The sequence below is a fragment of the Saccharomonospora piscinae genome (genome assembly GCF_005862235.1).
Classification (GTDB): Bacteria; Actinomycetota; Actinomycetes; order Mycobacteriales; family Pseudonocardiaceae; genus Saccharomonospora; species Saccharomonospora piscinae.
Window position 1 is genome coordinate 67,506 of record NZ_VCEK01000005.1, and the last position, 24,894, is coordinate 92,399.

Consider the following 24,894-nt stretch of genomic DNA (forward strand, 5'->3'; position numbering starts at 1 on the left):
GGCGATGCGGGAGCAGCTCGCTGACCAGAACGTGCGCGGCGGTGTCGCCGACCTCTTCGAGACATGGGCCCGCCGGGCACCCGACGCGCCCGCGGTGCGAGGCGGTAACACCACGGTGCGCTACGCGGAGCTGGACGCGCGGGCGAACCGACTCGCGCGCATCCTGATCGAGCGCGGGATCGGGCGCGACGACATCGTCGCGCTGGCACTGCCGAAGTCGGTGGACGCGGTGGTGGCGACCGTGGCGGTGGCCAAGACGGGTGCCGCGTTCCTCCCGGTCGATCCGGACTACCCGGCCGAGCGCATCGCTTTCATGCTCGGTGACGCCGAGCCGGCGTCAATAGTCACCACGACGGCCGCCGCGAAGCGGTTGCCTCGCGGCGCGAAGTATCTCGCGCTCGACCGCGCCGCCCCCGACCTCGATGCGGCATCGCCCGAGCCGCCTGACGTGCGCAGGACCGTTTCGGACACCGCCTATGTCATCTACACCTCCGGGTCGTCCGGGACGCCGAAGGGCGTGCTCGTCAGTAACTCCGGCATCGCGAACCTGGTGCGCACGCAGGAGGAGCGCCTCGGTGCGGGCCCGGGTAGCCGGGTGTTGCAGTTCGCTCCGCTGAGCTTCGACGCGTCCGTGTGGGAGCTGTGCATGGGGCTGCTCACGGGCGGGACGCTGGTCGTGGAGCCCGCCGACGAGGTCCGGCCGGGTACGGCACTGGCGGACGCGGTGGCGTGGCACGACGTCACCCACCTCACCCTGCCGCCGTCGGCGCTCGCCGTGGTGCCCGGCGGGGCACTGGACTCGGTGCGGGTCCTCGTGGTCGCGGGCGAAGCCGTGCAGCCGGGACTGGTGGCCCAGTGGTCGCCGGGCCGAACGATGATCAATGCCTACGGCCCCACCGAATCGACGGTGTGCGCCACGATGAGTCCGCCACTGTCGGATGTCGACGGTGTGCCGATCGGATTCCCCGTGGACGGCACACGCGTGCATGTGCTCGACGAGACCCTGCGACCCGTCGACGCGGGCGAGCAGGGCGAGCTGTTCCTCGAGGGCACCGGCCTCGCCAGCGGATACCTCAACCGTCCGGCGCTGACGGCGCAGCGGTTCCTCCCGTCGCCCTTCGATCCCCGCGAGCGGCTCTACCGCACCGGCGACCTCGTGTCGATCCGACCCGACGGGGCGCTCGACTTCCACGGCCGGGCCGATGACCAGGTGAAGGTGCGCGGATTCCGGATCGAACCCGGTGAGGTCGAGGCGGCGCTGAGCCTGCATCCCGGGGTGACGCAGTCGGTGGTGGTGGCCAGAGCCGGCAGCCTGGTGGCCTACGTGGTGCCGTCCGGGGAGGGGTTGCGCGCGGCCGAGCTGCGGCGTGCGCTGAGCCAACGAGTCCCGGAACACCTGGTACCGACCAAGTTCGTGCTGCTCGACAACCTGCCGGTGACGGCAAGCGGCAAGGTCGACCGCGGGGCGCTGCCGGACCCCGATGCCGTCGTCACGTCCGGCAGGACCCCGCCCCGCGACGAAACCGAGCGCCGGATCGCCGCTATCTGGCAGGAGGTGCTGCGGATCGAGCGGGTGGGCGTCGAGGACAACTTCTTCGACATCGGCGGCGACTCGCTGTTGAACATCCAGGTCGTCGCTCGCATTCGTACCGCGTTCGGCGTCGACCTCTCGCCGAGGGCCGTGTTCGACAACCCGACTGTCGCGGGGCTCGCCGCGAGCCTCGATCTCGGAAGCGAGGTCGAGGCTGCGTCGCCCATCGCCGCGGTGCCGAGAAACGGAGCGCTGCCACTGTCGTTCGCGCAGCAGCGGTTGTGGTTCATGGACGAGTTCGAGCCGGGCAGCGCCGAGTACAACGTGTCGGCGGGCGTGCGGCTGACGGGCCCGCTGGACACGGCGGCCCTGCGCTCGGCGCTGGACTCGGTGGTCGACCGGCACGAGATTTTGCGCACGACGTTCGCCTCGGTGGAGGGGGTGGGCGTCCAGTTCGTGCGCGATTCCGCGCGGGCCTCGTGGTCGGTCGTCGACCTCTCGGCCACCGAGGACCCCGCCGCGGCGTCTGTCGACCTGGTTCGCGGTGAACTGCGGCGGCCTTTCGACCTCCGGGGCGGCCCGCCGGTACGCGCGGTGCTCGTCCGCCTGTCGGGCGAGGAGCACGCGCTGGTGCTGACGCTGCACCACATCGTGACGGACCGGTGGTCGATGAACGTGCTGACCCGCGAGCTGGTCGCCTGCTACGACGCGGCGGTCCGCGGCGAGGACGCCGCGCTGCCGGAGCCCGCGCTGCACTACGTCGACTACGCGGCATGGCAACGCGAGCACTTCACGCACGAGGCGCTCGCCGACGACCTCGCCTACTGGCGGGCGCAGCTCGGAGGGACGGAGCCGCTCGAACTGCCCCTTGACCGGCCACGGCCATCGGTGCGCACCTGGCACGGGGCCGCCGAGAGTTTCGAGGTCTCCGCCGAGGACCTGGCCAGGCTCAAGGATTTCTGCGGCGAGGCCGGGGTCACGTTGTTCATGACACTCGCGGCCGCGAGCCAGGTGCTGCTGTCGCGCTGGTCGGCCTCGGAGGACATCGCGCTGGGCACGGTCACCTCCGGTCGTGACCGGCCCGAGCTGGAGGAGCTCGTCGGCTTCTTCGTCAACACCATCGTGCTGCGGTCGAGAGTCGACGGAACACTGTCCTTCACCGACTTCGTCGACGCTGTGCGGGAGACCGTGCTCGATGGGTTCGCACACCAGCACGTGCCGTTCGAACTGGTCGTCGAGGAACTGGCACCCGAGCGCGACGCGGGGCGAACGCCGCTGGTGCAGGCGATGATGGTGCTGCACAACGCGTGGCTCGAAGACACCGAGCTGCGCAGCGGGCTGGCGCTCACCGAGTACGAGCTGCCACGGCTGACCACCATGTTCGACGTGACGTTCGAGTACGCCGAGCGAGACGGGCGGCTCGTCGGATGGATCGGCTACAACACGGACCTGTTCGACGACGACACGATCCGGCGCATGGCGGGTCACTTGGCGAGGCTGCTCAGCGCAATCGCGGCCGCGCCGGAGACGACGCTGTCGGAGTTGCCGTTGCTCGGCGAGGCGGAGTACCACCTGGTGACCGGGGAGTGGAACGACACCGCCGTGCCGTACCCGGCGCAGGCGTGCGTCCACGAACTGTTCGCCGAGCAGGTCGAGCGATACCCGGACCGCACGGCGGTGGTTTACGGCGACGAGACGTGGACCTACCGGGAGATCGACGACCGGGCCAACCGGGTCGCCCACCACCTGCTCTCCCTCGGCGCGGGCCCGGATCTGCCGGTGGCGGTGTGCGTACGGCGCGGTCCGCACCTGGTCACCGCCCTGCTCGGCATTCTCAAGGCCGGGGCGGCCTACCTGCCGCTGGACCCCGCGTATCCGGCTGAGCGGCTGGCGTTCCTGCTGTCCGACGCCGGAGCCCGGGTGGTGCTGGCCGAGGTGGAGACCGCGTTTGCTCTGCCCGAGGATTGTCGCGTCGTCACCGTGACCGACCCGGTGCTCGACGCGGAGAGCGACGTGGACCCGAAGGTCGCCGTGACGGCTGACGACCTCGCGTGCGTGCTGTACACGTCGGGCTCGACCGGCACGCCGAAGGGTGTCGCCCTGCCACACCGGGCGACGGTGCGCACGTTCTTCGGCACCGACTTCCTGGAGTTCGGGCCGGGCGAGGTGATTCCACAGTGCATGTCGGTGTCGTGGGACGGCATGGCACTGGAGCTCTGGGGAGCGCTGCTCCACGGCGGTACGTCCGTGCTGTATCCCGGTGAGCAGATCGAGGTGGAGCGACTCGCGGAGCTGATCGAGCTGCGGGGGGTGACGACTCTCTGCCTGCCGCAGAGCCTGTTCAACGTGCTCGTCGACCACGCACCCGGGGCGCTGACCCGCGTCCGGCAGGTGATCGTCGGGGGCGACGTCGCCTCGGGTCCCCACCTGGCGGCGGCTCGGCGGGCCAACCCGGACCTGCGGCTGGTGAACGGGTACGGGCCCGTGGAGAGCATGATCGTGGCGACTTGCCACGAGATCACGACGGCCGACTCGGCGTCCGTGCCCATTGGCAGACCCATCGCCAACACGCGGGCCTACGTGCTGGATCGGCAACTCGCCCCGGTGCCGGTCGGTGTTCCGGGCGAACTGTGCCTCGCGGGTGACGGCCTCGCGCGCGGCTACGTCGGCAGGCCCGAACTCACCGACGAGCGCTTCGTCGCCGCACCGTTCGACCCGAGCGAGCGGTTGTACCGGACCGGCGACCGCGTGCGGTGGACCGACGGGGGTGTGCTGGAGTTCCTCGGCCGGGTCGACGCGCAGCTCAAGATCCGTGGTTTCCGGGTGGAGCCCGCCGAGGTCGAGAACGCGCTGGTCGACCACCCCGGCGTCGCGGACGCAGTGGTGGTGTCGCGTGTCGACGGAGCCCTGCGCAGACTGGTCGGGTACGTGACGGCCACCGCCGCCGGGGCGGTCGAGCCCGGGAACCTGCGCGAGCACGTGCGGGCTCGGCTGCCGGAGTACCTGGTTCCCTCGGCCGTGCGGGTCCTCGACGCGTTTCCCGTCACGTCGAGCGGCAAGGTCGACCGGCGTGCCCTGTCGGAGCTGCCCGTGGAGATGTCCGAGGGGACCGGTTTCGTCGCCCCGCGCAACACCGTCGAGACACGGCTGGCCGAGGTGTGGGCCGAGGTCCTCGGCCTGAGCCGGATCGGGGTGCTCGACAACTTCTTCGAACTCGGCGGCGACTCCATCCTCAGCATGCAGGTGGTGGCGCGTGCCCGCAGGAACGGGCTGGTGGTGACGTCGAAGGACCTGTTCCTGCGCCAGACGATCGCGGCACTCGCGCCCGCTGTCCGTTCCGCGGATTCGGAGACGGACCCGGCGCAGTACTCCGACGTCGCACTCGGGCCCGCTGAGCTGACCCCGGTGCAGCGGTGGTTCTTCGAGACCTGCACCGCCTCGCCGTCGCACTACTCCATGTCGGTGCTGCTCGGCCTGCGCGACGGGGTGGACACCACGGTGCTGCGGGCGGCGATCGAGACGGTCGTGTCCCACCATGCCGCGTTGTCGACGCGGTTCAGCAGGACCGAGAGCGGATGGCGCCAGCAGATCACGGGTCAGCGCCGTGTTGTCGTGGAGACGGCGACCACGCTGGACGCGGAACGGGCGCAGGCGGCACTCGGGCTGGAGGACGGCCCGCTCGTCAGGGCGGTGATGGTGCGTGACGAGCAGCTGCTGCTGGTGATTCACCATCTCGTGGTCGACGGAATCTCGTGGCGCGTGCTGCTCACTGACCTCGCGACGGCCTACGGTCGGCTCGCCTCGGGCAGGCCGGTCGATCTCGGCCCCGAGACCACGTCGTTGCGGCGGTGGGCCGAGTTGCTGGCCGAGCACGCGCGATCGGGCGGCTTCGACGACGAGCGCGACTACTGGGACGCCGTCGGGACGGTGCCGGCCCTGCCGCGCGACTACGACGCGGGACAGCCCAACGAGGAGCGCTCGGCCCGGCGGGTGTCCGTGCGGCTGAGCGCCGCCGAGACCGACGCCTTGCTGCACCAGGTTCCCGCCGCCTACCGAACCCAGGTCAACGACGTGCTGGTGGCTGCCCTGAGCAGGGTCCTGGCTCGGTGGACGGGCGGTGAGCGGGTGCTGATCGCGATGGAGGGACACGGCAGGGAGGATCTCTTCCCCGGGGTCGATCTCTCTCGCACCGTCGGCTGGTTCACGTCGGTGTATCCGGTGCCGGTGACGGTGTCGCCCACCGCATCGGTCGGGGACCTGCTCAAGTCGGTCAAGCAGCAGCTGCGGGACGTTCCCCGGCGCGGTATCGGCTACGGCGCGCTGCGCCACCTCACCGACACACCGATCACCGCGGCCGAGCCCGAGGTGAGCTTCAACTACCTCGGGCAGTGGGATTCCGAGGCGAGCTCGCTGTTCACGAGCCGCACCTTCGACGTCGGCACGGATCGCGGGCCGCGCAATGCGAGGCCGTTCCTGCTGGACGTGGTCGGCTCGGTGGCCGAGGGCAGCCTCGAACTCGTCTGGGTGTACTCGGAGGAGGCGCACCGTGCCGACACGGTGCGGTCGCTGGCCGACGAGATGGCCGCCACCCTGCGCGCGATCATCGAGCACTGCGCCGAGCCCGACGCGAGTGGCCGGACGCCGTCGGACTTCCCGCTGGCGGTCGTGGACCAGCGCGCCGTGGACCGGCTGGTCGGTGACGGGCGCACTGTGGAGGACCTGTACCCGCTCACGCCCATCCAGTCGGGAATGCTGTTCCACTGGCTGGTGAACCCCGACGCCTATCTCGGCCAGCTCGCGTTCGTGCTGGACGGCGTCGACGACCCGGAACGCCTGGCGCACGCCTGGCGGACCGTGGTCGACCGGACCCCGGTGCTGCGGACGTCACTGGCGTGGGAGGGCGTTGCCGAACCGGTGCAGCTCGTGCACGCCGAGGTCGAGCTTCCGGTGACCCACCTGGACTGGACAGGCATGTCGGAGTCCGCCTTCCACCAGGCCGCCGAGCAGTACCTCGCGGCCGACCGCGCCACGGGCATGGACCTGACGCGGGCACCGCTGACCAGACTGACGATCGCGAAGCTGTCCCGTGACGCCGTGTGGGTTCACTGCGCCTCGCACCATCTGCTCCTGGACGGGTGGAGCCTGTTCCAGGTGTTGGTCGAGACGTTCGCCGTCCACGCCGGGGTCCCGGTCACCGAGCTGACACCCCGGCAGCCGTTCCGGTACTACCTCGGCTGGCTGGCTGACCAGGACGTGGAACGGGCGAAGGCGTACTGGCGCGGAGTGCTCGCGGGAATGGAAAGCCCGACCCCGCTGCCGTACGACCGTCCCCAACCGGACGCCCATCGCGCGAGGGCGGCGGCCCGCGCCGACGTGCGTATGTCTATCCAGGACACGGTGCGGCTGGCCGAGTTCGCGAGGGAACACCATCTCACGATCAACTCGGTAGTGCAGGGAGCATGGGCGCTGCTGCTGTCGCGTTACTCCGGTGACCGGGACGTCTGCTTCGGGACCACCGTCGCGGGCAGGCCCGCCGACCTCCCCGGTGCCGAGACCATCATCGGGATCTTCATCAACACCCTGCCCGCTCGCGTCAGCGTCGAGCTGGACCGCAACGTCTCGGACTGGTTGCGCGACATCCAGGCTGGTCAGGTCGAGGGACGGGAACACGAGTTCGTCGCGTTGTCCGACCTGCGGGCACAGAGCGCGCTGCCGGACGGGGCCGCACTGTTCGACAGCATCGTGGTCTTCGAGAACTATCCGGTCGACGACAACGCCGCGGCCGAGCACGGACTGCGGCTGCGGGACATGCGCACGGTCGAGGTGGGCACCTATCCGCTCAATCTGATCGTATACGCGGGCGACGAGCTGTCGTGCACCCTCGTCTACGACGACACCCGGTTCGACGCGGCCACCGTCGAGCGGCTGGGCAATCACCTGCTCACGGTGCTCGACGGTCTCGTGACCGATGGCGGACGTCCGGTGGCCGACGTACCCGCCGTGGACGCCGCCGAGTACGACCGGATCACGGCGGAGTGGAACCGGACCGCCGTCGCCTACCCCCGCGACCGCTGTGTGCACGAGGTGTTCGAGGACGAGGTCCGCCGGGCACCCGACGCGCCCGCGCTGGTGTTCGGCGACACGACACTGACCTATCGGGAACTCGACGAGCGGGCCGATCGGCTGGCGCACCATCTCAGAACCCTGGGGGTCGGCCGCGGCACGCCCGTCGGCCTCTGCGTCGAGCGCGGTATCGAACTCATCGTGGGCATTCTGGGTGTGCTCAAGGCCGGCGGGGCCTACGTGCCGCTGGACCCGAACTACCCGGCCGAGCGCCTGTCGTTCATGCTCACCGACACCGCGGCCCCGGTGGTGCTCACGCTCGCCGACTACGCCGACCGGCTGCCCGATACCGGGGCGAGGCTGGTGTGGCTCGACGAGGAGTTGCCCGCGTACCCCTCAGGGCCACCTGACACCGGGGCCACCCCCGAAGATCCGGTGTACGTGATGTACACCTCCGGCTCCACGGGTACCCCGAGGGGCGCGCGGGTGCGGCACCGTGGTGTGGTCCGGCTCGTCAAGCCCGGCGACTACTGCCCGGTGGGGCCGGGCGACGTCGGAGCGCACTGCGCGTCGATCTCCTTCGACGCCTCGACGTTCGAGATCTGGAACGTGCTGCTGGGCGGTGGCTGCCTGGCGCTGTACCCGCCGGAGACGCTCACCGTCGACGGGCTCGCCGCCTTCGTGTCCCGGCACGGTGTCACCACTCTGGTGCTGCCGACCGGCATGTTCCACGAGGTCGTCGACGCCGACGTCGGCGCGCTGCACGGGGTCGAGCAGCTCGTCGTCGGTGGCGACGTGCTCTCGCCTTCGCACTGTGCCAAGCTCGCCGAGCAGGTGCCCGAGCTACAGGTGATCAACGTGTACGGGCCTACCGAATGCACGTCCATCACCACGGTGCACCGGGTGGCCCACGGCGACTGCACAGCGGATCGCACCTTGCCCATCGGCGGCCCCATCGCCAACACGAAGGTCTACGTCCTCGACGAGACACGTTCCCTCGTTCCGGTCGGCGCACCGGGGGAGATCTACATCGGGGGTGACGGGGTGGGAGCGGGCTACGTCAACCGTCCCGATCTCAACGCGGAACGGTTCGTTCCCAGTCCCTTCGACCCCGGGGACGTGCTCTACCGCACCGGCGACCGCGCGCGTTGGCGCTCGGACGGCACTCTCGACTTCCTCGGCCGGGTCGACACTCAGGTGAAGATCCGGGGTTTCCGCGTCGAGCCCGGTGAGATCGAGGCCGCTCTGCGGACGTATCCGAACCTCGGCGAGGTGGCCGTGGTGCCCGTCGAGGACGGCACCGGAATCCGGCGGCTCGCCGCGTACCTCGTCCCCGACGGCGCGGAGCCAGACCTCGCCGACGTACGGGCCCACCTGCGGAGCAGGGTGCCCGAGCACATGGTCCCTTCGAGTTTCACGGTCCTCGGCCAGCTCCCGCTGACCGCCAACGGCAAGGTGGACCGTCGGGCGCTGCCGGATCCGTCGGGGCGCGTGGCCGACAGCACGCCCTTCGAGCCGCCCAGGACCGCCACCGAGGAAAGCCTGGCCGCGCTCTGGGCCGAGCTGCTGCGGGTGGCCGACGTCGGCGCGCAGAGCGATTTCTTCGCTCTGGGTGGCGACTCGATCCTGTCGATCAGAGCGGTGTCCAGGGTGCGCGAGACCTTCGGGATCGACCTGTCGCCCCGCGACCTGTTCGACCACCCGACCGTGCGCGGCCTCGCCGAACTCGTCGAGGAGCGCGTTCTGACCGAGCTAGAACAGCTGTCATCGGGGGAGTGAGTACATGTCCCTGTCACGGGAGCAACGGATCGCGGCGCTGCCCGAGCACGTCCGTGCCATGCTCGACGCGCGGCTCGCGGGCCGGGCCGAGCTGCCGGACGAGGACCGGATACCCACGGTGTCCCGGCAGGAGCCGCTCCCGCTGTCCTTCGCCCAGCAGCGGTTGTGGTTTCTGCACCAGTACGAGCCGGACGGCATCGAGTACAACGCCTCGGTGGGGCTGCGCCTCGCCGGGACGTTGGACCGCGGCGCGCTGTCCCACGCCGTCACCGGCCTCGTCGCCCGGCACGAGGCGCTGCGCACCACGTTCGACACCGTCGACGGGATCGGCGTGCAGCGGGTCGCGGAGCCCGCCGACGTGCCCGTGCGGCTGACCGATCTCTCCGACGTCGATGACCAGGCCGCCGAACTGGATCGGCTGGCTCGAGCGGAGGCGGCGCGGCCGTTCGACCTGTACACCGGGCCGGTCGTCCGGTTCTCCTTGTGGCGATTGTCTGCGACGGAGCACGTGTTCGTGGTCAGCGTGCACCACGTCGTCACCGACGGCTGGTCGATGGGTGTGCTGCTGCGTGACTTCGCGGCGCTGTACGGGGCGGCCGCGCGCGGACGGACTCCGAAGCTGCCGCCCCTGCCCGTCCAACCCGCCGACGTCGCGGTGTGGCAGCGGGAGCGGTTCACCGACGACGCGCTGGCCGACGACCTCGCGTACTGGCGCGAGCGGCTGGCGGGCATCACTCCACTGGAGCTGCCGACCGACCGAGGGCGCCCCGCGATCCGCACCACCAACGGCGCGTTGCACGTCACCCGCGTTCCGGCCGAGGTCGCGAACGGGCTCACGGCGCTGTGCAGGGAGCGCGGCGCGACACTGTTCATGCTCGTCGTCGCCGCCACCAGCGCGCTGCTCTCCCGCTGGAGCGGAAACCACGACATCGCGCTCGGCGCGATCTCCACCGGTCGAGCCAGGCCGGAGCTGGAGCACGTGGTGGGCGACTTCACCAACACGCTCGTGCTGCGGTCGGCCCCGCAGGGCGCTTTCGACTCCTACCTCGCCGAGGTCAAGCAAACGGTCCTTGGCGCGTTCGCCCATCAGGACATGCCGTTCGACCACCTCGTCGACCGGCTGGCGCCGGAACGTGACCCGAGTCAGACGCCGCTCGTGCAGGCGCTGATCGTGCTGCAGAACACCGGGATGGCGTTACCGGATCTGCCGGACCTGCGGGTCTCCGAGTTCCGTATGCCGTGCCTCGCGGCGGCGTTCGACATCACGTTCGACTTCGCCGAGCGAGACGGCGGAATCGACCTCTCCGTCGAGTACAACACCGACTTGTTCGACCTGGACACCGTCGAGCGGCTGGCCGAGGGGCTCACTCTGCTGCTGCAGCGGGTCGCGGTCGCGCCCAGCGAGACGGTGGAGGCGCTGCCGATCCTGACGGAGACCGACCGCGCGCGGCTGCTCGACTGGAACGACACTACCGTGCCACGCCCGCCCGACGACCCGATCCAGTCCCTGTTCGAGGCGTCGGTCGACCGGACTCCCGACGCCGTCGCGGTGCGGTGCGGGGACACGGCGCTGACTTTCCGGGAACTCGACGAGCGCGCGAACCGGTTGGCCCACCGGCTGCGGGAGTGCGGGGTCGGTCCCGAGATCCTGGTCGGCGTCTTCGTGGAACGGGACGTGCCCGCCGTCGTGGCGATCCTCGCCGTGCTCAAGGCGGGCGGTGCCTACCTGCCGCTGGACCCGGCGTTCCCGGCCGACCGCCTGACCTTCATGCTCGAGGACAGCGCGGTGCCGATCGTGCTCACGCAGCAGACGGTGGCGGAACTGCTGCCGCCCGCCAACGCCAGAGTGGTACTGGTCGACGACGACCTCTCGGACCAACCGTCGTCGCGTCCCGACTGTCACGGGATCTCCGACAACCTGGCGTACGCGATCTACACCTCCGGGTCGACGGGGACGCCGAAGGGCGTGCTGATCGAGCACCGGAACCTGCGCTATATCGCCCACGCCTGGGATGCGTACTACGGGCTCAGCTCGTCGCCACCGCGCTTCGCCTCGGTGTCGAGTCTGTCGGTGGACCTGTTCTTCGCCGACATGCTCCGGTCCCTGTTCTTCGGCGGCACCTTCGTGATCTGCCCCCGGGACGTGGTCACCGATCCACCGGCGCTGCTCGACCTGCTCGAGAGCACCGGCGCGACGGCGCTGGAACTGGTGCCCTCGCTGCTGCGAACTCTGGTCCAGGAGGTGCGTTTCCGGGGGACCGCTTTCCCGCCCCTGGACATCCTGTCGGTCGGGTCGGAAGGCTGGCGGGCCGCCGACTGCCTCGATCTGCTCGACGTGCTGGACGAGCGTACCCGCGTGGTCAACGCCTACGGCGGCACCGAGGCCACCGTGGACTCCACCGTGTTCGAGCCGTCGCGAGACAACCTCGCCGGGGCCGCGATCGTGCCGGTCGGGCGTCCGCTCGCGAACACCAGGGTCTACGTCGTCGACGAGCAACTCCGGCCTGTACCGGTGGGCGTCGCGGGGGAGTTGTGTATCGCGGGCGACGGGCTCGCGCGCGGCTACCTGAACCGGCCCGACCTGACGGCGGAGCGGTTCGTGCGAGTGCGGTCCGTGCCCGAGCGTCGGCTGTACCGGACCGGTGACCGCTGCCGCAGGTTGGCCGACGGCACGGTGGAGTTCCTCGGCAGGGTCGACGACCAGGTCAAGATCCGCGGTTTCCGGGTCGAGCCGGGCGAGGTCGAAGCGCTGCTGTCGACCCACGAATCGGTGCGGGAGTGCGTCGTGGTCGCCGACGCGACGACGGGGCGCAACCGGCTCGCGGCGTACGTGGTGGGTGACGAACCGGACCCCACCGCCCTCCGGGCTTTCCTCGGCGCGGAACTGCCCGCCTACATGGTGCCCTCCGCCTTCGTCGTGCTCGACCGACTGCCGCTGACTCCGGCGGGCACGGTCGATCGCAGGGCGCTGCCCGCTCCGCACGCGGGAGCGGGCACGACCGGTTTCGTGGCCCCGAGCACACCGGTGGAGACACAGTTGGCCACGATCTGGGCCTCGGTCCTCGGCGTGGAGAACGTCGGGGTGCTGGACAACTTCTTCGAACTCGGCGGCGACTCCATCCTGAGCATCCAGATGGTCGCGCAGGCGCGCAGGGCGGGCCTGCGCCTGTCGTCGAAGGACGTGTTCGTCCGCCAGACCATCCGCTCGCTGGCCGTGCACGTGGGGTCCGGCCCCGCGCCCGAGGCGGTGACGGAGCAGCGCACCGAACCCGGCCCTGTCGTGTTGACGCCCGTGCAGCGCTGGTTCTTCGACACCTACACCGTCGCTCCCTGGCACTACACCATGTCGGTGCTGCTCGACGTGGCCGACGGCATCGACCACACCGCCCTGCGCGATGCCTTCCACGCGGTCGTCGCGCACCACGACGCGCTCGAACTGCGCTACGAGCACACCGCCGAGGGGTGGCGGCAGGCCGTTCCGCGTGAGCGGCAGCGCACAGCCACGTTCGAGACCGTGGCCGCGACGACCGAGGAGGTCGACACGATCGCGCGCGAGGCGCAGGCAGGTCTCGACCTCGCGAACGGGCCACTCGTGCGCGCGGTGTTGCTGCGGCTCGACACCGGCCGTACCCAGCTGTTCCTCACGATCCACCATCTGGTCGTCGACGGGGTGTCCTGGCGCATCCTGCTGTCCGACCTGGACGCCGCCTACCACCGGATCGTCGCGGGCGCCGAGGTCGACCTCGGTGAACGGACGACCTCGTTCCAGTACTGGGCGCGGCGGCTCGCCGAGTACGTGCGCGCGGGCGGTTTCGACGACGAGCTGCCGTACTGGTCGCGGCTCGACGAGTTCGATCCTCGCCTGCCGGTCGACGCGCACGGTCCGAACCGCGCCGCGGCCGTCGACTCGGTGTCGGTCGGCTTGGACGCCGACACCACCGAGGCGTTGCTGACCCAGGCTCCGAGCGCGTACCGCACGCAGGTCAACGATCTGCTGGTCAGCGCACTGGCCGTGGTGCTGGCGCGGTGGACGGGCCGAGACCGGCTGCTGATCGGCATGGAGGGGCACGGTCGCGAGGACCTGTTCGACGAGATCGACCTGTCGCGCACGGTGGGCTGGTTCACCACCCACTTCCCCGTCCCGCTGACCGTCGCGGCCGACGGCGACCCGGGCGTGCTGATCAAGTCGGTGAAGGAGCAGCTGCGCGGTGTGCCTCGCCGGGGCATCGGGTACGACGCCCTGCGTTACCTGGCCGAGCCGACGAGCCCGCTGGCCGACCAGGCGCAACCGCAGCTCAGCTTCAACTACCTCGGGCAGTGGGAGACCGGAACCGCCGGTGCCCTGTTCGAGGGCAGGCACGTGGGCGTGGGTGCCGACCACAGCAGGGATGACCACCGGCAGTACTTACTGGACGTCGCCTGCAGTGTGGAGCGGGGCCGGTTGGAGTTCGTGTGGTTGTACTCCACCGAGATTCACCGGCGGTCCACGATCCGCCGCCTCGCGGAAGAGGTGGTCGCGGCACTGGCCGAACTCGTCGACCACTGCCTGCTGCCGGGCACGGGCGGGGCCACGCCGTCCGACTTCCCGCTGGCGCGACTCGACCAGGCCGCGGTGGAGCGCCTCGCCGACGACGAGGTCGAGGACCTGTACCCGCTCACGCCGACCCAGGCCGGCATGCTCTTCCACTCGCTGATGAACAGCGATTCCGGGGTGTACGTCGACCAGATGTCCTTCGTGCTCGACGGAGCGGACGAGCCCACGAGAGTGGGGGCGGCGTGGCAGGCCGTCGTCGACGACACACCCATCCTGCGCAGCTCGTTCCGGTGGGAGGGGCTGCCCGAGCCGATGCAGGTGGTGCACCGGTCGGCCCGTGTCCCGACCGTCTACTTCGACTGGTCCGGGTTGCCCGCCGACGAGCAGGAGGCACGGGCCCGCGACTATCTCGACCGGGAGCGCGCACGTGGGATGGCGCTCGACGAGGCGCCGCTGCTGCGGCTCGCCGTGGCCAGGATCTCCACCACCAGCGTGCGAGTGCTGCGTACGTCGCACCATCTGCTGCTCGACGGCTGGAGCACCTTCCACGTGCTGGGCGACCTGGTCCGCCACCACGACGCGCTGCGAGGCGCGAGCTCGGCCACCCCACCGCGCCGACCACCGTTTCGCGACTACGTGGCTTGGCTGCGGGACCGCGACCACACCTTGGCCGAGGCGTACTGGCGCGACAGGCTGGCCGGACTCGACACGACGACGCCCCTTCCGTTCGACCGCCCGCCCGCGATCTCGCACGCTTCGGAGGCGACGGCTTCGGTCACCGTGCCCTTCCCGCCCGGCGCGCTGCGGGCGCTGGCCGACTTCGCGCGGGAACACCGCGTCACGGTGAACACGGTCACGCAGGGCGCATGGGCGCTGCTGCTGTCGCGGTACTCGGGCGAGCGAGATGTCTGCTTCGGCGCCACGGTGTCGGGCAGGCCCGCCGATCTCGCGGGGGCGGACGACATCGTCGGCATGTTCATCAACACGGTCCCGGTGCGCGTGAGGATCGACCCGGAACACGGGCTCGCCGACTGGTTGCGGGCGCTTCAGCCGGAGCACGCGGCCTCCCGCGAACACGAGTTCGTGTCGCTGCCCGACCTCGCGGCTCTCAGCGACCTGCCGGGCGGCAGCGACCTGTTCGACAGCATCGTGGTGTTCGAGAACTTCCCGGCGGAGACCAGGACCGCGGCCGATGGCGGGGTCCGGCTGGACACCGTGGAGGGCGTCGAGAGCACGAGTTACCCGCTCAACCTGCTCGCGTACCCGGGCGAGGACCTGGCCATGATGCTCACCTACGATCCCGGGCTGTTCGACGCGGAGACCGTGGAGAACCTGGCAGAGCACCTTGCGCTGCTGCTCGACGCGTTCCCGCGCGTGGCGGAGGGAAAGCTCGGCGACCTGCCCTCCGCCACACCGCGCGAGCTGCGAGAGCTCGCGCGGTGGAACGACACCGACCACCCGGTGCGGCCGGCCACGCTCGTCAACGCATTCGAGGCACAGGTCGACCGGACACCCGACGCGACCGCCGTGGTCGCCGGGGACACCGCGCTGACCTACCGGGAGCTGGACGCCTGGGCCAACCGGTTCGCGCACGCGCTGCTCGCCGAGGGCCTCACCGCGGACGGCACCGCGGCCGTGTTGCTGCCCCGCGGGGTCGAGCAGGTCGTGGCGCTGTACGCGATCCTCAAGACGGGTGCGGCGTACCTCCCGGTCGAGGTGGACCTGCCCGATGAGCGGATCGACTTCATGCTGTCCGACGCGAACCCGTCGGTGGTGGTGACCGACCTGCCGCCGCGGCCGACGTGGCCGCCCGCCGTGCGGGTGGTCGAGTGCCGGGAGTACGCGGCAGAGCGACCGAAGACTCCGGTGGCCGACACCGCGGCGGCCTACGTGATCTACACCTCCGGATCGACCGGCCGGCCCAAGGGCGTCGTCGTCCCGCATCGCGGCATCGTGAACCGGTTGGCGTGGATGCAGGCCGAGTTCGGGATCGGGCCGGACGATCGAGTGCTCCAGAAGACACCCGCGAGCTTCGACGTGTCGGTGTGGGAGTTCTTCTGGCCGTTGCAGGTCGGCGCCACGCTGGTCGTGGCACGGCCGGATGGCCATCGCGACCCGGCGTACCTCGCATCGCTGATCGAGCGCGAGTCGGTCACGACCGTCCACTTCGTCCCGAGCATGCTGCGGGCCTTCCTCGCCGAACCGGCGATCCGGCGGTGTTCGAGCCTGCGGCGGGTGATATGCAGTGGTGAGGCGCTGCCAGCCGAGTTGTGGCGACGATTCCGCGAGGTCCTCGACGCGCCGCTCTACAACCTGTACGGCCCCACCGAGGCGTCGGTGGACGTCACTTACCATCGGTGCGCACCCGGCGACGTGGGTGCCACAGTGCCGATCGGCAGGCCGGTGTGGAACACCCAGGTCCATGTGCTCGGCGCCGACCTGCGGCCGGTCCCCGTGGGGGCGAAGGGCGAGCTCTACCTCGGCGGGGTCCAGTTGGCGCGGGGCTACCTCAACCGCCCTGAGCTGACTGCCGAGCGCTTCGTCGGTACCGGTCCCTCTCGCCTCTACCGCACCGGCGACTTGGCCCGATGGCGTCGCGACGGCACGCTGGAGTATCTCGGCCGTGTCGACGACCAGGTGAAGATTCGCGGGTTCAGGGTCGAGCCCGGCGAGATCGAGGCCGTGCTGACCCAGCACCCCGATGTCTCGGCGGCGGCCGTGGTGACCGGCGGCGAGAGCGACAGGCTCGTCGCCTACCTCACGCCCGCCCGCGCGGACGGCGTCGACGTCGCCGCCGTCCGCGCGGCGCTGGCGGCACGGGTTCCCGACCACATGGTGCCCGCCTCTTTCGTTCCGCTCGACGAGCTGCCACTCACCACCAGCGGCAAGCTCGACCGCAGGGCCCTGCCGGAGCCCGTGCTGTCGCCGGTGTCGTCCACTGCTCCCCGGACGCCTGCCGAGCGGAAGCTCGCCGGGATCTGGGCGGAGAACCTGGGGTTCGACGCCGTGGGCGCGGACGACGATTTCTTCGCGCTCGGCGGTGACTCCATTCGCTCGATCGGGCTCGCGGCCCGGATCGGGGACGAGTTCGGCGTCCGCGTCTCGCCACGCGACGTGTTCGAGGCACCCACGGTGGCGCGGATGGCGGAGGTCGTCACGGCCCGCAGCGGCTCGCTGCCCGACGCGATCCCGGTCTCGCGGCTGACCGGGCCGCTGCCGCTGTCCTTCGCACAGCAGCGCCTCTGGTTCCTCTACAACCTCGCCCCGGACAGTCCCGAGTACAACGTCTCGTCGGGGCTCCGCCTCACCGGCCGACTCGATGTCGCTGCCCTGCGGGTGGCTCTCACAGCGCTCGTCGAGCGCCACGAAGTCCTGCGAACGACCTACTTGCCGTCCGACGGTGGCGGAGCACAGGTGGTGGGCGAGGCCGCGGCGCCCGAGTTCCGGGTGGTCGCCGTCGCGGGCGAGGACCAGGTCCGGGACCACGTGCGGGCGGAAGCCGCCCGGCCGTTCGACCTGCTGGGCGGGCCGGTGCTGCGGGCGCTGCTGCTGCGCGTCGCCGACGACGAGCACGTGCTGGTGTTGAGCATGCACCACATCGCCACCGACGGCTGGTCGCTCGGGGTGCTCACGCGGGAACTCACCGCCCTCTACCGCGGTGACACGCTGCCTCGGCCCCGGCTGCGGTACGGCGATGTCGCCGTGTGGCAACGCTCGGGTCGCGGTGCGGAGGTGCTGGAGGACGACCTGGAGTTCTGGCGAACGGAGTTGGCCGGGGTGCGGCCACTGGACCTGCCCACGGACCGCCTGCGTTCTCCGGTGAAGACCCACTCGGGAGCGCTGTGCGAGAGCAGCCTGCCAGCCGGGGCACTCGCCGGGTTGAAAGGCCTGTGCGCCGGCCAGGGGACCACGCTGTTCGTCGCGCTGGCCGCAGCCACCCAGGCGGTGCTGTGGCGCTGGTCGGGCTCCAGCGACGTCGTGCTCGGCACGGTCACCTCTGGCCGCGACCGGCCCGAGGTCTCCGACGTCGTCGGCTTCTTCGTCAACACCGTGGTGCTGCGCACCCGGGTCGACGACACCGACTCGTTCACCGACCTGGTGGCCGGGGTCGCCGAGACCGTGTCGCGGACGTTCGCCCATCAGAACGTGCCCTTCGAACGGCTGGTCGACGAACTCGACATCCCTCGCGACCCGAGCCGGACACCGCTGATCGAGGTCATGCTGGTGCTGCAGAACGCTCCGGTGGTCCCTCCCGAACTGCCCGGAGTGACGGTGACGGAGTATCCGGTGCCGTCCGTGGCGACCCAGTTCGACCTGAACGTCCACTGTGCCGAGCGAGCCGGAGAACTGGACGTCCTGCTGGAGTACAACCCGGACCTGTTCGACCGGCCGAGCGCCGAGGCGCTCCTCGACCAGCTCATCACCCTGCTCATCAGAGTGAGCTCGCGGCCCGACCGGCCGGTCGCCGCGCTGACCGCGCCCGACCCCGAGCCCAGCACCGTTGCGGTTCCGACCGGCACCTCGGGTACGTCCGCCGAGTCGGTTACGGAACTGGTGCGGCACTGGGCCGCGCGGAGCCCGGACGCCGTGGCCCTCCGCCACGACGACACCGTGCTCACCTACGCGGAACTGGATCGCAGGGCCGACGTCGTGGCGGACGAGTTGGCCGCCTCGGGATTGCGGCCCGGCTCCGTCGCCGACGTCGGGCTCGAACCGGGTATCGACCAGGTCGTCGCCCTCCTCGCGGTACTCAGGGCGGGCGCGGCCTACCGTGTGGTGGCCGGTGACGGGAAGGTCACGGTGTCCGGCGAGGAGGTACCCCACGGCACCGCGTGCGTGGTGGAGGGCTCCGTACCGGTCGGCCACGACGCGTTGAGCCGATCACTGTGGGGCGCGCTCGTCGAGTTCGATGTGGGGCCGCGGGACGTCTGGTCCTACCGGCACTCGGCAGCGGCCGACACCTCGCTGTGGGAGCTGTGGGCGCCCCTTGCCGCAGGCGGAGGGCTGGTCATCGGGGAACCGACCGACGAGGTCACGATTCTGTGTCTCACCGCCACCGAGTTGCGGGCACTGACCCGCGAGGGGAGTCGGCCTCCACACCGTCTGCGGCTGCTCATCGGCTACGGGCCGGTGCACGAGGTGCCCTGGGACGTGCGCGCCGTGTCGGTCTTCTCGTCCGCTCGGACGGCGGGTGGGGCACTGCGCGGCGACGTGCGTCCCGGTGCGGCCCGCCGGGTCCGGCTCGGGACACCGCTGCCCGGCCGAACGGTCCGCGTCCTCGACGAGCGGGGCGGCGCGGTCCCCGTGGGAGCGCCCGGGTGGCTCTGGGTGGACGGTACGGAGGTGGGCGTCCGCGCCAGACGCACTCCCGACGGCGCGGTCGAGGACCTGGGGCCCGCGACGCGGTTGCGGGGCTTCGATGTCGATCCGGCGGCCGTGGAGGCAGTGCTGTGCGACCGTGCCGACGTCAGTGACGCGAGCGTGGTCACCGTGGCCGATCGCCTGGTCGCCTACGCCGTGCCCGCGCCGGGCGCGACCGGGGGCGGCCTGACCGAACATGTGACACAGCGGCTTCCCGGCTATCTCGTTCCCTCGGAGGTCCGTCTCGTCGAGGCGTTGCCGCGGGCGCGGGATGGCCGCGTGGACACCGCCGCGCTGCGAACACTGGCGGAGCGCGCCGAGCCGGCCGACAGCGCCGTCGCACCGCGTACCGGGTTGGAGCGCGAACTCGCTGAGATCTTCGCGGCAGTGCTCGGCGTACGCGGGGTCGGCGTGCACGACAACTTCTTCGACCTCGGCGGCGAGTCCATCAAGGTCATGCAGGTCGTGGCGCGCATCAGAGCCACAGGGCGGCAGGTCGCGGCCCGCGACGTCCTGCTTCGCCAGACCGTCGCCGCTCTCGCCGCGCTTCTGGACGAGCAGCCGGCCCCCACGGACGCCGGGCTTGCGGGTCGCTCGGCGGACGTCACCGGAACGGTCGAACTCACCCCGGTGCAGCACTGGTTCTTCGAGAGCCATCCGATCGATCCGGACCACTTCAGTATGTCGGTGCTGCTGGAACTCGCCTCCCCGGTCGACGAGGACGCGTTGCGCACGGCGGTGGCAGCCCTGCGGCGGCAGCACGACGCTCTTCGTACGACCTTCGCGTGGGAAAACGGCCGGTGGCACCAGCACGGGGAACCGGACACGGGCGAACTCGCACTCGACCGGGTGGAGGCGGGCGGTCCGGACGAGATCGACAAGGTCGCCCGTCGGACGCAGGAGTCCCTGCGGCTGAGTGGCCCGCTGTTCCGGCCGGTGCTGTTGGTGCGAGACGACGCGGCGACCCACCTGTTGCTCGTGATCCACCACCTCGTGGTCGACGCGGTGTCCTGGGACATCCTGCTCGGCGACCTCGAACGGGCCTACGCCAGGGCGAGTGCGGGCGAGCCGGTGGAGCTGGGGCCGAAGAGCACCCCGTTCCGGGACTGGGCGCGACACCTGCGGGAAAGAGCGGACGCGGGCGACTGGGACGACGAGATCGAGCGGTGGTCCACTTTTGCGGGCACGGCGCTGCCAGCGGATCTCGACGGCGAGCACACGGGGGCCAGCGCCGCCGAGGTGAGCGCCGAACTGGACGCCGAGACGACGTACACGTTGCTGCGCCGGGTGCCCGGCAGGTACCGGGCGAGAGTCGACGACGTGCTCGTCGCGGCGCTCGCCGCCGTCCTGGCCGGTTGGATCGGCGGGCGGCGGGTCACCATCGGCATGGAGGGCCACGGCCGCGAGGACATCGCCGATGACCTCGACCTGTCCCGAACGGTCGGCTGGTTCACCACCATCTACCCGGTGGAGCTGAGCCTGCCCGCGACCGACGCTCCGGCCGCGCTGGTCCGTGCCGTCAAACGACAGCTCCGAGCGGTTCCGCAGCGCGGGCTGGGATACGGCGTGCTCCGGTATCTCGCGGAGTCGGTGCCGGATGCCGCACCGCAGGTGTTGTTCAACTACCTCGGCGAGTGGGTCGACGACGGTGAGTCGGCCCTGGTGCGCAGGAAGATCTTCGACGTCGGCCGGGACGACAGTCCGGACGAGCGCAGACCCTTCCCCCTGGAGGTCGTCGGCAGTGTCGTGGAGGGGCGCTTGCGGCTTTCGTGGATCCATTCGTCCTCGGTGCACCGCGCGGAGACCGTCCGACGGCTGGCGATGGACATGATCGATGTGCTGCGGCGGATCGCGCACGACGGCGCGCGCGACACAGAGGGGAAGCGTGAATGAAGACGAAGACCGCGACTCGACGGAAGTTCCCTCCACTGTCGCGCAACCGCAACTACATCCTGCTGTGGAGCAGCCAGACGCTGTCGGAACTCGGGATGTCGGCCTCGACGGTGGCGTTCCCCTTGCTGGTGCTGGCGACCACCGGCTCGGCGGTGGCGGCGGGGCTGGTCGGGTTCGCCAACGGGGCCGCCAGGTTCGCCACGGGAGTGTTCGCGGGTGCTCTGGTGGACCGCTGGGATCGCAAGCGAGTGCTGGTCACCTGCGAACTGACCCGGGCGGTGGCGTTCGTCGGGCTGGTGGTCGCGATCGCGACGGGGCAGGCTTCCGTCCCGTTGATTCTGCTGGTCGCGGTCATCGAGGGCGCGTTCGCCACCCTGTTCGCGCCCGCCGAGGAGACCACGCTGCCGAAACTGGTCTCGGAGAAGCAACTGCCCTCGGCGGTGGCGGGCATCACGGCCCGCGCCTATCTCGGCGCCACCGCGGGCCCGGCACTGGGCGGTTTCCTGTTCGGGCTGAACCGGATCTTCCCCTTCGTCCTCGACGCCCTCACGTACGTGGTGTCGACCATCGCCGTGGCGTTCATTCGCGTGCCCAGGCAGGAGAAGAAGGTGCGCAAGCCGCTGCGCGACATCCTGCCCGCCACACGAGACGGCCTGGTCTGGGTGTGGCGGCAGCCGTCGATCCGAGTCACGTTCCTGTGCCAGGTCGCGATCAGCTTCGTGTTCGCCACGCTCCTCTTCCTCGTCATCGTGTTGGCGAACGAGCAGGGTGTCGCTCCGGGCGAGGTGGGACTGATCGCCACGATACTGGGCGTCGGTGGCCTCGCTGGCGCTTTCGTCGCGTCGCCGATGCAGGCCAAGCTGGGTCCCTACCGGTCCGTCGTGGCACTGACGTGGCTGTCCACTCTGCTGACGCCGTTGCTCGCGGTCGTTCCCCCCGGATACTGGTACGGCGTCCTGCTCGGGGTGATGGCGTTCTTGACTCCGGCCGCGACCGCCAGCGTCCAGTCGTTCCAGATCCTGTCCACCCCGGACCACCTCCGCGGTAGGCTCAGCGGGGCCGCGCACCTGTTCAACGGCGCAGGCAACGCCCTCGGCCCGCTGGCCGGCGGCATGCTCGTCGCGCTCGGGCCCACGATCGCGGTGCTGACCTCGGCGGGCACGATGCTCGCGACGGCGCTCGTGGTCACCGCCAGCCGCAACATGCGTGCACTGCCCCGCGTCGTCGGAGAGGACACGACGGTGCTGGCCGCTCCGGGCACCGACGACCAGCAGTGAGCGGCAGAGCACCGAACACGCGACGAGGGCCGCCGCCCAGACCGGACGGCGGCCCTCGTCGCGTGCGGCTCAGGCCGGGGTGGTCGCCAGCCGTAGCTGTGACACCCCGAACAGCCCGCCCGCGTCGTGAAAGACCGGCCCTTCGCCCGCTGGACCCCACCCCTGGTACCGGTCCAGCAACAGGTTCAGCGCGATCCGGGTCTCCAGCCGCCCGAGCGGCGCGCCGATGCAGAAGTGGATTCCGTGCCCGAAAGCCAGATGTGGGTTCGGGTCGCGGTGGAGGTCGAACACCTCGGGCTCGCTGAACTTCTCCTCGTCGTGGTTGCCCGAGAGCAGCCACGCCACCACCATGCCGCCCTCACGCACGTCGAACTCGCCGATCCTGGTGCCCTGCCTCACGAGCCGGTTGGTGAGCGTGATCGGCGGCCGAGTCCGCAGTACCTCCTCGATGAACATCGGCACCCGCGAGCGGTCGGCCCTGATCTCGGCCAGCGCCTCCGGATTCTCGTGGGCGGCCACCACACTGTTGCCCAGCAACATCGTCGTCGTGATGTGCCCGGCGAACAGCAGATCCGCCGCGAAGCTGAACAGCTCGTTGTCGGTCAGCTTCTCGCCGTCCACCTCGGCGGTGACCAGCCGGGTCATCAGATCGCCGGTCGGATCGTCCAGCCGTCGTTTAGCGTGGGAGAGAAGGTAGTCCTGCATCTCCCGCAGCTGCTCGGCGACCCAGTCGTTGATGTGGAACTCCGCTTCGCCCACCTGAGCCTCGTTCGTGGCGGTGATCGCGGCCTCGGCCCACCGGCGGAACTTCGGCTGGTCGGCGACGGGGATGCCGAGCAGCTCGGCGATCACCGTCACCGGCAGTGGGTTGGACAGCGTTTCCACGAAGTCCCACTCGGCACGGCCGGCGACCTCGTCGAGCAGCTCGGTGGTCAGCTCGACGATGCGCGGCTGGAGTTCGGCGACGGTCTTCGGGGTGAAGGCCTCGCTGACGATCCGCCGTAGTTTGCGGTGCCGCGGTGGGTCGGTCGCGGCCAGACTTCCCTCGACGAAGTTCGGGACGTCGTCGGGGGCGGCCTGGCTCACGTCCGAGGAGAACGTCGCTGGATCGGAGAGGACGGCCGCGACCTCCCGATGCCGGAAGACATGGACCGAACCGGTGTCGTCCCGCCAGATGGGCTGGTCTCGGCGCATCGTGGTCAGCCAGGACAGCAGTCGCCTGCCGCCGTCGACGGTGGTGGGGGGCTGCTGGAGTGCCGTCTCGTCGTTCATGGGATCACGCCAGCTCGAAGACGACCGACGCCGTCAGTCCGCCGACGGGGTGCGCCGCGAGGCAGCGCCAGCCCGCCTCCTCGAAGACGCCATCCCACTCGGTCACGGTGGGCAGGTAGACCCCCATCATGTCGTGGCCGAACTCGAATCCGAGCGTAAAGACAGGAATCTCGTCGTCCGGAATTCCCTCGGTCCTCGTCGCGTCGCCGAGCAAGAATCGACGTACGTTCGGAAAGAGCTCCCGGATTCGCCGAAGAGACCGCACACACTCGTCGCGAGGCCAGAAATCGTGGCCCATCATGAAGCAGGTGAGCAGTTCGACGTCCTCGAATTCAGGCTTCGGCTCAAGCGACCTGGCGTCTCCGAGGCTGAAGGCGAGCCGGTCGGCCAGGCCCGCCGAGGCGGCGTCGGCTTTCGCGACGCTGATCGCGTCCGGGGCTATGTCGATCCCGAGACCGCGGGTTCCGGGGTAGCGATCGAGGATCTGCATCAGCCGTTCGCCGCTGCCGCACCCCAGGTCGGCGACCGTGGTGAACGCGAAGTCGATGCCGTGCATCGCCTTCCAGAAGGCGGGGTCGAAGCAGTTGGCGTTGATGTCCCGGCAGGCGAAGCTGATGGCCTTGGCGTCGCGCCGGTAGAAGTCCTCACCCGTGCGGTTCTCGTTGCGAAGCACGCGGGGCATCTGCGTGTACAACTCCGAACACCCGCGGCTGAGCCAGTGGAAGAACGACTTGGTGCGGTACACCTCGTCGAACAGCGGTCCGGGCGAGACCGTGTCCCCCGAGCGTTCCACGACGTGGACGGAGGCCATCGCCCGGAACATGCTGCTGGCCGCGGGAAGGTGCAGGTCATGGCGTTCGGCGAAATCGGCTACGCCGAGTTTTCCCTGTTCCCGCAATTCGTCGAGAGCACCGATCTCCCACGCCGCGGCGATCGTCCACGCCGCGACGGCGGAGTTGAACATGTCCGCGGTCGCCCGCCGTTGTTGGTCGTCCACTAGTTGCTGGGTCACTTCGCCTACCTCCGAGAATGACTGTTCTGAGCTGGCCACTGCAATGTCGCGATGGCGTCCCGGTAAGTCGGTCGGGCCGGTCCGCGATACTGTTCCTCCGAAATAGATCATCGCCTTTCCGGTGTACGGATGCCACGCTTTTTAGTGGCTGTTGAAAGGGGTGTGCCGCCCC

5 protein-coding genes are annotated in these 24,894 nt (G+C 70.4%); 3 read left to right on the plus strand and 2 right to left on the minus strand.

What is annotated here, in order from left to right:
* Positions 1-4: 4 nt before the first annotated feature.
* The 3 genes from FFT09_RS19855 to FFT09_RS19865 are packed head-to-tail and all read left to right on the plus strand — an operon-like array spanning position 5 to position 22,438.
* Positions 5-9,373 carry a non-ribosomal peptide synthetase gene (locus tag FFT09_RS19855; protein ID WP_138383632.1) on the plus strand — a complete coding sequence of 3,123 codons (9,369 nt, stop codon included), beginning with the start codon at positions 5-7 and terminating at the stop codon, positions 9,371-9,373.
* A 4-nt stretch (positions 9,374-9,377) separates the two neighbouring features.
* Entirely contained in the window at positions 9,378-21,161 is an 11,784-nt protein-coding gene (locus FFT09_RS19860) for a non-ribosomal peptide synthetase (RefSeq protein ID WP_138383633.1), read from the plus strand.
* A complete protein-coding gene (locus FFT09_RS19865) occupies positions 21,158-22,438 on the plus strand; it encodes an MFS transporter (RefSeq protein ID WP_081193979.1) in 1,281 nt (426 codons plus the stop codon). The genes FFT09_RS19860 and FFT09_RS19865 overlap by 4 nt, the downstream gene beginning before the upstream one ends.
* 69 nt (positions 22,439-22,507) lie before the next feature.
* Here FFT09_RS19865 and FFT09_RS19870 read toward each other — a convergent pair whose 3' ends face one another.
* Together FFT09_RS19870 and FFT09_RS19875 are read right to left on the minus strand one after the other, a co-directional pair.
* Entirely contained in the window at positions 22,508-23,710 is a 1,203-nt protein-coding gene (locus FFT09_RS19870) for a cytochrome P450 (protein WP_081193981.1), read from the minus strand.
* Positions 23,711-23,714: 4 nt separating this feature from the next.
* On the minus strand, positions 23,715-24,833 hold the full coding sequence (locus FFT09_RS19875; protein WP_081193983.1) for a class I SAM-dependent methyltransferase: 1,119 nt from the start codon (positions 24,831-24,833) through the stop codon (positions 23,715-23,717).
* Positions 24,834-24,894: the final 61 nt, after the last annotated feature.